Annotated in this window: 7 protein-coding genes, 1 tRNA gene and 2 rRNA genes; 8 read left to right on the top strand and 2 right to left on the bottom strand. The window is 63.9% G+C overall.

What is annotated here, in order from left to right; translation table 11 throughout:
- The first annotated feature begins 51 nt into the window (after positions 1 to 51).
- From AACZ75_RS02315 to rlmJ, 7 genes are all read left to right on the top strand, one after another.
- Positions 52 to 2,838, top strand: a 23S ribosomal RNA gene (locus AACZ75_RS02315).
- Positions 2,839 to 2,908: 70 nt separating this feature from the next.
- A 5S ribosomal RNA gene (rrf, locus tag AACZ75_RS02310) occupies positions 2,909 to 3,023 on the top strand.
- Positions 3,024 to 3,091: 68 nt separating this feature from the next.
- A tRNA-Met gene (locus AACZ75_RS02305) sits at positions 3,092 to 3,168 on the top strand.
- A 123-nt stretch (positions 3,169 to 3,291) separates the two neighbouring features.
- On the top strand, positions 3,292 to 4,194 hold the full coding sequence (locus tag AACZ75_RS02300; protein WP_339870999.1) for a DUF4232 domain-containing protein: 903 nt from the start codon (positions 3,292 to 3,294) through the stop codon (positions 4,192 to 4,194).
- Positions 4,195 to 4,260: 66 nt separating this feature from the next.
- Complete coding sequence (locus tag AACZ75_RS02295; RefSeq protein ID WP_339870998.1) at positions 4,261 to 5,451, top strand: glycine C-acetyltransferase; 1,191 nt, start codon at positions 4,261 to 4,263, stop codon at positions 5,449 to 5,451.
- Complete coding sequence (tdh, locus tag AACZ75_RS02290; RefSeq protein WP_339870997.1) at positions 5,452 to 6,501, top strand: L-threonine 3-dehydrogenase; 1,050 nt, start codon at positions 5,452 to 5,454, stop codon at positions 6,499 to 6,501.
- A gap of 54 nt (positions 6,502 to 6,555) precedes the next feature.
- The gene (rlmJ, locus tag AACZ75_RS02285) at positions 6,556 to 7,377 is read left to right on the top strand and encodes a 23S rRNA (adenine(2030)-N(6))-methyltransferase RlmJ (protein ID WP_339870996.1); all 822 of its coding nucleotides are present in this window, start codon (positions 6,556 to 6,558) and stop codon (positions 7,375 to 7,377) included.
- Here the strand turns inward: rlmJ and AACZ75_RS02280 are convergent.
- On the bottom strand, positions 7,374 to 7,682 hold the full coding sequence (locus AACZ75_RS02280) for an antibiotic biosynthesis monooxygenase family protein (RefSeq protein ID WP_339870995.1): 309 nt from the start codon (positions 7,680 to 7,682) through the stop codon (positions 7,374 to 7,376). The genes rlmJ and AACZ75_RS02280 overlap by 4 nt on opposite strands.
- Positions 7,683 to 7,755: 73 nt before the next feature.
- Here AACZ75_RS02280 and AACZ75_RS02275 point away from each other — a divergent pair, with 73 nt between their 5' ends.
- A complete protein-coding gene (locus tag AACZ75_RS02275; RefSeq protein WP_339870994.1) occupies positions 7,756 to 8,445 on the top strand; it encodes a type 1 glutamine amidotransferase in 690 nt (229 codons plus the stop codon).
- Here AACZ75_RS02275 and hemF read toward each other — a convergent pair whose 3' ends face one another.
- Positions 8,446 to 9,327 (bottom strand): oxygen-dependent coproporphyrinogen oxidase, encoded by an 882-nt coding sequence (gene hemF, locus AACZ75_RS02270; RefSeq protein ID WP_339870993.1) that lies wholly within the window; start codon positions 9,325 to 9,327, stop codon positions 8,446 to 8,448.
- Between the last annotated feature and the right edge of the window lie 673 nt (positions 9,328 to 10,000).

The raw sequence follows: 10,000 nt of genomic DNA, 5'->3' as shown, positions 1-10,000 counted from the left end.
CTACCTCTTTCCAGCCCGTGGATTGCCCATGCATGAGTTTTGCTGAGAAACGATCAAGCGTTGAAGGGCTTCTGACGGATGCCTTGGCGTAGAGAGGCGATGAAGGACGTGGCAAGCTGCGATAAGAGCCGGGGAGGCGCTAGCACCCTTTGATCCGGCTATTTCCGAATGGGGAAACCCACCTTTGCAGTCTTCCAACTCTTGTTCTCCCTCGGGAGGGCACGATTTGGCGGATTGCTTAAAGGTATAATAATCTGAATACATAGGATTATTAAGCGAACCCGGGGAACTGAAACATCTCAGTACCCGGAGGAAAGGACATCAACCGAGACTCCCGTAGTAGTGGCGAGCGAACCGGGACCAGGCCAGTGCTCTTGTGACATAAAGGCGAACAGACTGGAAAGTCTGGCCATAGCGGGTGACAGCCCCGTAGCCGTCAAACAGCAAGAGACTCGAGTAGGGCGGGACACGTGAAATCCTGTCTGAACATGGGGGGACCACCCTCCAAGCCTAAGTACTCCTCTACGACCGATAGTGAACAAGTACCGTGAGGGAAAGGTGAAAAGCACCCCGACAAGGGGAGTGAAACAGATCCTGAAATCGGAAGCCTACAAGCAGTCGGAGCCCCCATGCGGGGTGACGGCGTACCTTTTGTATAATGGGTCAGCGACTTCATGTGTCGAGCAAGCTTAAGCCGTTAGGTGTAGGCGCAGCGAAAGCGAGTCTGAATAGGGCGCTAAGTTCGACGTATGACGACCCGAAACTAGGTGATCTATCCATGAGCAGGATGAAGGTAAGGTAACACTTACTGGAGGTCCGAACCCGTGAATGTTGAAAAATTCTGGGATGACTTGTGGATAGGGGTGAAAGGCCAATCAAACCTAGACATAGCTGGTTCTCCGCGAAATCTATTTAGGTAGAGCGTCCGACGAATTCCTTGGGGGGTAGAGCACTGGATGGTTGCGGGCTGCGCGAGCGGTACCAATACTAACCAAACTCCGAATACCCAAGAGAACTATCGGGCAGACACACGGCGGGTGCTAACGTCCGTCGTGAAAAGGGAAACAACCCTAACCATCATCTAAGGCCCCCAAGTACTGGCTAAGTGGGAAACGATGTGGGATTGCTTTGACAATCAGGAGGTTGGCTTAGAAGCAGCCATCCTTTAAAGAAAGCGTAACAGCTCACTGATCAAGCGATCCTGCGCGGAAAATGTAACGGGGCTCAAGCCAGTCGCCGAAGGTATGGGTTTGCACTTATGTGCAAGCGGTAGCGGAGCGTTCCGTAAGCCGGTGAAGGTCAGGCGTGAGCCTGGCTGGAGGTATCGGAAGTGAGAATGCTGACATGAGTAACGATAAACAGTGTGAGAAACACTGTCGCCGAAAGACCAAGGGTTCCTGCGTAAAGCTAATCTGCGCAGGGTTAGTCGGCCCCTAAGGCGAGGCTGAAAAGCGTAGTCGATGGGAAGCAGGTAAATATTCCTGCACCAGCTAGAAGTGACGGATGGCATAAGTTGTCGGGGCTTATTGGATTGCTCCCGGCAGTGGCGTTGTCCCTGGAAATAACTCTAGCAGAGACCGTACCCGAAACCGACACAGGTGGTCAGGTAGAGCATACCAAGGCGCTTGAGAGAACTGTGCTGAAGGAACTCGGCAAATTGCACGCGTAACTTCGGAATAAGCGTGACTCACTCCGGGCAACCGGAAATGAGTGGCACAAGCCAGGGGGTAGCGACTGTTTAGCAAAAACACAGGGCTCTGCGAAGCAGCAATGCGACGTATAGGGTCTGACGCCTGCCCGGTGCCTGAAGGTTAAAGGGAGATGTGCAAGCATCGAACTGAAGCCCAGGTAAACGGCGGCCGTAACTATAACGGTCCTAAGGTAGCGAAATTCCTTGTCGGGTAAGTTCCGACCTGCACGAATGGCGTAACGACTTCCCCACTGTCTCCAGCACAGGCTCAGTGAAATTGAATTCCCCGTGAAGATGCGGGGTTCCCGCGGTCAGACGGAAAGACCCTATGAACCTTTACTATAGCTTCGCCTTGGCGTTAGCGACCGTATGTGTAGGATAGGTGGGAGGCTATGAAACCGGGGCGCCAGCTCTGGTGGAGCCATCCTTGAAATACCACCCTTACTGTCGTTGACGTCTAACCGAGGGCCGTTATCCGGTCCCGGGACATGGCGTGGTGGGTAGTTTGACTGGGGCGGTCGCCTCCTAAAGTGTAACGGAGGCGCGCGATGGTGGGCTCAGACCGGTCGGAAATCGGTCGTCGAGTGCAATGGCATAAGCCCGCCTGACTGCGAGACTGACAAGTCGAGCAGAGACGAAAGTCGGCCATAGTGATCCGGTGGTCCCGCGTGGAAGGGCCATCGCTCAACGGATAAAAGGTACGCCGGGGATAACAGGCTGATGATGCCCAAGAGTCCATATCGACGGCATCGTTTGGCACCTCGATGTCGGCTCATCACATCCTGGGGCTGGAGCAGGTCCCAAGGGTTTGGCTGTTCGCCAATTAAAGTGGTACGTGAGCTGGGTTCAGAACGTCGTGAGACAGTTTGGTCCCTATCTGCCGTGGGTGTTCGAAGCTTGAGAGGATCTGCCCCTAGTACGAGAGGACCGGGATGGACATACCTCTGGTGGACCTGTCGTGGCGCCAGCTGCGCAGCAGGGTAGCTATGTATGGAATAGATAACCGCTGAAAGCATCTAAGCGGGAAACTAACCTCAAAACAAGGCTTCGCTGAGGATCGTGGAAGACTACCACGTTGATAGGCCAGGTGTGGAAGCGCGGTGACGTGTGAAGCTTACTGGTACTAATAATCCGATCGGCTTGATCGTTTCTCAGCAAAACTCATTCGATTTTACGAATACTGACAATGTCTTCTCTCATCTTTATCTGTCCGGTTGACCTGGTGGTTATGTCGGAGATTCCCCACCCGATCCCATTCCGAACTCGGTCGTTAAGGTCTCCAGAGCCAATGGTACTTCGTCTCAAGGCGCGGGAGAGTAGGTCGCCGCCGGGTCTACCAGACAGATAAAGATGAGCTTCTCGAACCCATTCTTCCTTCACAAATTCCCTTTCCATCTTTGTCGCGGGATGGAGCAGCCCGGTAGCTCGTCAGGCTCATAACCTGAAGGTCGTAGGTTCAAATCCTACTCCCGCACCCAAAGTTCAGAACCCCATGGCTCACGCCGTGGGGTTTTTTTGATTCCGGCCGGGTCACAGCCTGCGAAAGCGGAGCCATCACCGGTGCCAAGCGTTGCCATGCGCGCCACCCGAAGGACGATCGCATGCGCCTGCCCCGCTTCCATTCGACCGTCGTCCTTGTGGCGGCGCTCGTCGTGTCTTCGGCGGGCTGTAGTCCCGACGGATCGATCCCGGACGCGGCGGAGGCCTTGCCGCCCGCGGTAGCGTCCGGTCTGGAAACCGCCGTGACCTATGCCTGCGCGAGCGGTCGCGACATCACGGTGTCCTATCCGGACTCTGCGTCGATCCGACTGGCCTATCTCGGACAGGCACATTCGCTGGTCCAGGTCCGGACGGCGGCCGGGGGCCGCTACGCCGGCGCGGACCTGGACTGGACAACGGAGGTTCGCAACGGACAGGAGGTTGCGGTCCTGAGCCAGGTCAGCCCGGCAGGATCGCCGCCTGCGCGGGTTCTGGAACAGTGCGCACGGCCGGTCGGTGCCCCGGTGGTGCCCCGCGTCGAGGCGGCCCCGGCTCCGGACGACCAGCCGCCGGCTCCGCCCTGCAGGGGGCCGCAGTTGCAGCTGGACGCCGCGGGTGGCGACGCGGGGGCGGGCCATCGGGTCGCTACCCTCGGAGTTCGCAATCTGGGGGCCGCCGCCTGCAGCCTGAAGGGCTATCCGTCCGTCAGCCTGGTCGATGACCGCAATCAGGTGCTGACCACCGTGCGGACGGACACAACGCCTGGAGCCGGTCTTCCCGGCGCTCAGACACCCTCTGCCGTGACCCTGGCACCCCGGGCCCAGGCCTGGTTCGACGTCGCCTGGACTGTCGTGCCGCAGGAAGCGGACGGAGAGGGGGCCTGCCCGGCGGCAGCACGGATCCGGATGACGGCTCCCGATGATACGTCGCCCGTCTGGCTCGACCGCCGACTGAGCCCGTGCGACGGCCTGATCCGGGTGACACCGTTCCGGGCGTTGGCCAGGCCGGTTCCACCTGCGTCCTGACCGCAACGCTGGAACCGGCCGCGAAAACCGCGTAATCGGCCGCCTTGAACCGCAGACCGAGGCCCCATGACCAACGCCTTCTATGACCGTGTCGCCGCCGAATTGATCGATATCGACGGCCAGGGATTGACCAAGCCCGAGCGGGTCATCGCCTCGCGTCAGGGGCCGGTGATCGAGGTCGGCGGGCGGCAGGTGCTGAATTTCTGTGCCAACAACTATCTCGGTCTCGCCGGCGACGAGCGGGTGGTCCAGGCGGGTATCGATGCGCAAAACCGCTGGGGGGCAGGTACGGCCTCGGTACGGTTCATCTGCGGCACGCTGGAAATTCACAAGACGCTGGAGCGAGCCATCGCCGACTATCTCGGCTTTGAGGACACCATCCTGTTCGCGGCCGCGTTCGACGCCAACGGCGGCATCTTCGAGCCCCTGTTCGGGGCCGAGGACGCCATCGTTTCGGACAGCCTGAACCACGCCTCCATCATCGACGGCGTTCGCCTGTGCAAGGCCAAACGCTATCGCTTCGCCAACTCGGACATGGACGAGCTGGAAAGCCGGCTGAAGGAGGCGCGGGAGGCCGGAGCGCGCAACATCGTCATCGCCACCGACGGGGCCTTCTCGATGGACGGCTATATTGCGAAGCTTAAGGACATCCGGGCGCTGGCCGACAAGTACGACGCCCTGATCATGGTCGACGACTGCCACGCCACCGGCTTCCTCGGTCCGCAGGGACGCGGGTCCTATGCGCACCACGGGGTCGACGTCGACTTCGTCACCGGCACCTTCGGCAAGGCGCTGGGCGGGGCCATGGGCGGCTTTATCTGCGCGCGGAAATCCGTGGTCGAGCTGCTGAAGCAGCGGGCCCGGCCCTATCTGTTCTCCAACGCCCTGGCGCCGGCCGTGTGCGGATCCAGCCTCGAGGCGATCCGGATCGCCCGGGGCGATGAGGGCGACGCCCTGCGTACCCGGCTGACCGCCAATGCCGCCCGCTATCGGGCTGCGATGACGGCGGCGGGCTTCGATCTGCTGGACGGTGAGCATCCGATTATCCCGGTGATGCTGGGCGATGCCAAACTGGCCCAGACCCTGGCGGCGCGGCTGCTGGAGCTGGGCGTCTATGTGATCGGCTTCTCCTTCCCGGTCGTCCCGCGTGGCGCGGCCCGGATCCGGACCCAGATGTCTGCGGCGCATACCTTCGACCACATTGATCAAACCGTTGCGGCCTTCACGACGGCCGGTCGCGAACTGGGAGTCCTCTGAATGACCGACATGATGAAGGCCCTGGCCAAGACCTCGCCGACCGAAGGGCTCGACCTGATCGACGCCCCGATCCCCGTCGCCGGGCCGGAGGACGTGCTGATCAAGGTGCATCGCACGGCCGTGTGCGGCACCGACATCCACATCTGGAACTGGGACGAGTGGAGCCAGAAAAACGTGCCCATGCCGATGATCACCGGGCACGAGTTCGCCGGCGAGATTGTCGCCATCGGCAAGGACGTCGACCGCCGGCTGAAGGTCGGGCAGCGGGTCTCGGCCGAGGGGCATGTCATCGACCTGAATTCGGAAGCAGCCCGGGCGGGCCATTTCCATCTCGATCCCGACACGCGCGGCATCGGCGTGAACCGTCAGGGGGCCTTCGCCGAGTTCGTCGTCGCACCGGCCTTCAACGTGATCGAGCTGCCGGACGAGGTGCCCTATGAGATCGGCGCGATGCTGGATCCGTTCGGCAATGCCGTGCACACGGCCCAGCAGTTCGACCTGCTGGGCGAGGACGTGCTGGTCACCGGGGCCGGGCCGATCGGGATGATGGCCGCCGCGGTTGCCCGTCACGCCGGTGCCCGGACCGTGGTCCTGACCGACATCAATGACTATCGGCTGGAACTGGCCCAGAAGGTCGCGCCGGGCGTGCGCACGGTTAACACCACGCGCGAGGATCTGCATGACGTGATCCACGAGCTGGGCATGAAGGTCGGCTTTGACGTGGCGCTGGAGATGTCCGGCTCGCCGGTCGCCTTCAAACAGTGCGTCGACACCCTGATCATGGGCGGCGGCATGGCCATGCTGGGCATTCCGTCGAAGCCGATGGAGACGGACTGGGGCGCGATCATTCTCAAGGCCCTGACCATCAAGGGCGTTTACGGACGCGAGATGTTCACGACCTGGCGCAAGATGCTGGGCCTGCTGAAGGCCGGGCTGGACCTGCAGCCGCTGATCACCCACCGCCTGCCCTATGACCAGTATCGCGACGGCTTTGCCGCGATGAAGTCGGGACAGTCGGGCAAGGTGATCCTGAACTGGGACCGGTCCTGAACCAGAGACAGGGTCTTCCCCTGATCGCGGTCGCCGGGAAGGGGACGAGCAGGCATGAACTATCGCCACAGTTTCCACGCCGGTAATTTCGCCGACATCGTCAAACACGCCCTGATGCTGTGGCTGCTGGCGCAGCGGCGGGCGGCCGGGGCGATTACGGTGCTGGACACCCATGCCGGCGCGGGTCTGTACGACCTGTCCGGGGACGCTGTGCGGTCGCGCGAGGCGGAGGCGGGGATCGAGCGGCTGATAGCCAGCGAGGATCGTCCACCATTGATCGAGGCGCTGGCGGCGGCCGTCACCGAAACCAATCCGGGCGGCGGGACGCGGTTCTATCCGGGGTCGCCGCTGCTGGTCGCCCGCCGGCTGGGACGAGGCGACCGGTATATCGGCTTTGAGCTGAATCCGCCGGTGCTGGCGCTGCTGTCCGAGGTCCTTGAGCCGTTCGACGTCGCCGAGGCGCGGGGTGGGGACGGCTATGACCAGGTGGTGGCCGAGGCGGCGGCCAGTCCCGGGAGTCTGGTGCTGATCGATCCGCCGTTTGAACAGCCGGATGACTATCACCGGGCTGCGGATACGGCGGCGGCCATCCTGCGCGCCGATCCGAAGGCCACGGTGGCGGTGTGGACGCCGATGAAGGACATGGAGACCTTCGACGGTTTCCTGCGGCGGCTGGACCAGGGCGGCGCGGGGCGGGCGCTGGTCGCCGAGGCGCGGCTGCGGCCCCTGACCAATCCGATGAAGATGAACGGCTGTGCCCTGGTGGTGCTGAACCCGCCGCCGGGCGCCGAGGCGGCGGCGGGCGAGGTGTGCGGCTGGGTCACCGAACGGCTGGGCGAGGCCGGGGCGCGGGCCGAGGTCTGGACGACCGGCTAGGTCGGCGTGATGACTGTGCCCGGCGCGTAGAGGTGGGGCTCGAAGGTGGCGATGGTCATGATCGGGTCCATGGCGGCGGCGACGGCCGGGTGGCGGGTCATGGCCTTCCACGCCGCGGCCGAGGCCCAGACCGCATGGTTGGCGACGACCTTGCCGTTCAGGCCGCGATGCAGGGTCTGGGAGACAAAGCCGTCGAGGCCGGACTGGATCCGGGCCATGGCGGTCAGATGGTCCATCAGGGCCGCCTGGTTGGCCGGGGCGCATTTGAAGACATTGATGAGGACGACGGGTTCGGCTTCGGTCATGGTTGCGCCTTCTAGACCGTGTTGGGTCCGGCGTCTGCCCGCCCGGTTCGCGGCGGCCAGCGGAGGAGCCTGAATGACCCGGATCGCCATCCTGAAAACCGGCACACCGCCGCCGGCCCTGGCCGCGGAGCACGGCGACTATCCGGCCATGTTCCAGGCTCTGCTGGGGCAGGATTTCGAGACCCGGGTCTTCGACGTGGTCGCCGACGAATGGCCCGATCCGGACGCCTTCGACGGAGCCATCATCACCGGCTCGGCCAGCGGCGTTTACGAGTCGGACGCCTGGATCGGGGCGCTGCTGGACTGGATCCGGTCGGCCCGTGGGCGCACCCGGCTGGTCGGTATCTGTTTCGGTCACCAGGCCATGGCCCAGGCCCTGGGCGGGCGGGTCGAGAAATCGGACCGGGGCTGGGGCGTCGGCCTGCATGCCTATCGGATCGTTTCGCCCGAGCCGTGGATGGTGCCGCCGGCCACAACGGTGGCCCTGCCGGCCTCGCATCAGGATCAGGTGGTCGAAACACCCGCCGACGCCCGCGTCTGGTTGCGCAGCGACTTCACCCCGTTCGCCGGACTGGCGTGGGGCGAGGACGCCATCTCGATGCAGCCCCATCCGGAATTCACCCCCGAATTCACCGCCGCCCTGACCGGCGGCCGTTCCGACCGCATCGGCCGGGCGCTGGTGGATGCGGCGCTGGAGAGTCTGAAGGCCCCCAATGACTGCGCCCGCGTCGGGGGCTGGATTCGGCGATTCCTCACCGGCTGATCAGGGCCATTTCACCACGGGCGGCATGGAGCTGAGGATCGAGTCGACATTGCCGCCGGTTTTGAGGCCGAACATGGTGCCGCGGTCGTAGAGCAGGTTGAACTCGACATAGCGGCCACGGCGGACCAGCTGTTCCTCGCGCTCGGCCTCGGTCCAGGCCTCGGCCATGCGGCGGGCCACGAGGCGGGGGTAGACGTCGAGGAAGGCGGTGCCGACGTCGCGGGTGAAGGCGAAGTCCCTGACATAGTCGCCGCTGTCGTGGTGGTCGTAGAAGATGCCGCCGGTGCCGCGCGGCTCCTTGCGGTGGGCCAGCCAGAAATAGTCGTCGCACCATGCCTTGAATTTCGCGTGCCACTCGGGGTCATGGGCGTCGCAGGCCGTCTTCATGGCGGCGTGGAAATCGACCGTGTCGGGCGCCTCGGCGTGGCGGTCGACATCGAGCACCGGGGTCAGGTCGCCGCCGCCGCCGAACCAGCTCCTGGTTGTGGCGATGAAGCGGGTGTTCATGTGGACGGCGGGAATGCGCGGGCTGACCGGGTGGGCGATCAGGCTGATGCCGGTGGCGAAGAAGCGCGGATCCTCGGCCGCGCCGGGCACGGTTTTGGCATAGTCGGCGGGGAAGGTGCCGTGCACGGTCGAGACGTGGACCCCGACCTTTTCGAACAGCCGCCCGCTCATCATGCCCATGACGCCGCCGCCGCCGTCGGGGCGGGTCCAGGGCGTGCGCTCGAAGCGGCCGGGCGCGCCGGGGAACAGGTCGGCGGGGGCCTGGTCCTCGAGGGTTTCGAAGGCGCTGTGGATCCGGTCGCGCAGGGTTTCGAACCAGGCGCGGGTCTCGGCCTTCTTCAGGTCCAGCGGGTCGGTGTGATGGGCGTCGCTCATGGGCAGCCTTGAACCATATCGGGGCGCGGTTCGCCATGGCGCAGGCGAGCGCCCCGCGCGCCGGTGGGGCGACGGTGATGGAAGGGCGGGCGGAGCGCCGGGCCTTCGCCCGGTGGGTTTTGATGTTACCGTTTCGACGAAGGCTGACGCTCCGCGTGGGGGTTTTCGGCGAGCTCGCGGTTGGCGACGGTCTTACCGCCTAGCCGTGACGATCGCCGCGGGCGGGCCGTGCCTGTGCCACGGTCCCCGGACCGGCCGGGCTATCCTCACCCGACCCTGACCCCGCTCCCCCACTCCCGCCGCACGCCAGGTCGCAGGCCAGGCGGCCCTTCCTTGCGACGGGACCGGGGGATTATGCGGCTGGTGGGAAGGGGGGCGGGAAGATTGCGGGTCTGATTTAGCTAGTGGATTGATGGTGCTCGGCTTTGGGTAGCGCCGATAGGGGGATTGTTGGCAAACACCTCGCATCGCGTCCCTCTCCCGGCGGGAGAGGGCTTGAGCCTCCGGGAGCGCAGCGACCGGTCAGGCGAAAGGGTGAGGGGTTACGGTGCGACGCGGGCACCACCGTACGCCCACACCCCAACCCCTCTCCCCCGGGAGAGGGGCTTTTTTGTTGCTGTCGTCATCCTCCGGCGAGGCGCAGCCGAGACCGGGGGACCCAGCGGCGCGCGCC

This window comes from uncultured Brevundimonas sp. (assembly GCF_963975535.1).
Lineage (GTDB): Bacteria > Pseudomonadota > Alphaproteobacteria > Caulobacterales > Caulobacteraceae > Brevundimonas.
Note: the sequence above shows the minus strand (reverse complement) of the source record. Positions and strands in the feature narration are given on the sequence as shown.

What these genes read in the sequence shown, in the direction of transcription:
- AACZ75_RS02300 (WP_339870999.1), top strand. Translation starts at nt 3,292, where the DNA reads ATGCGCCTGCCCCGCTTCCATTCGACCGTCGTCCTTGTGGCGGCGCTC.
- AACZ75_RS02295 (WP_339870998.1), top strand. Translation starts at nt 4,261, where the DNA reads ATGACCAACGCCTTCTATGACCGTGTCGCCGCCGAATTGATCGATATC.
- tdh (WP_339870997.1), top strand. Translation starts at nt 5,452, where the DNA reads ATGACCGACATGATGAAGGCCCTGGCCAAGACCTCGCCGACCGAAGGG.
- rlmJ (WP_339870996.1), top strand. Translation starts at nt 6,556, where the DNA reads ATGAACTATCGCCACAGTTTCCACGCCGGTAATTTCGCCGACATCGTC.
- AACZ75_RS02280 (WP_339870995.1), bottom strand. Translation starts at nt 7,682, where the DNA reads ATGACCGAAGCCGAACCCGTCGTCCTCATCAATGTCTTCAAATGCGCC.
- AACZ75_RS02275 (WP_339870994.1), top strand. Translation starts at nt 7,756, where the DNA reads ATGACCCGGATCGCCATCCTGAAAACCGGCACACCGCCGCCGGCCCTG.
- hemF (WP_339870993.1), bottom strand. Translation starts at nt 9,327, where the DNA reads ATGAGCGACGCCCATCACACCGACCCGCTGGACCTGAAGAAGGCCGAG.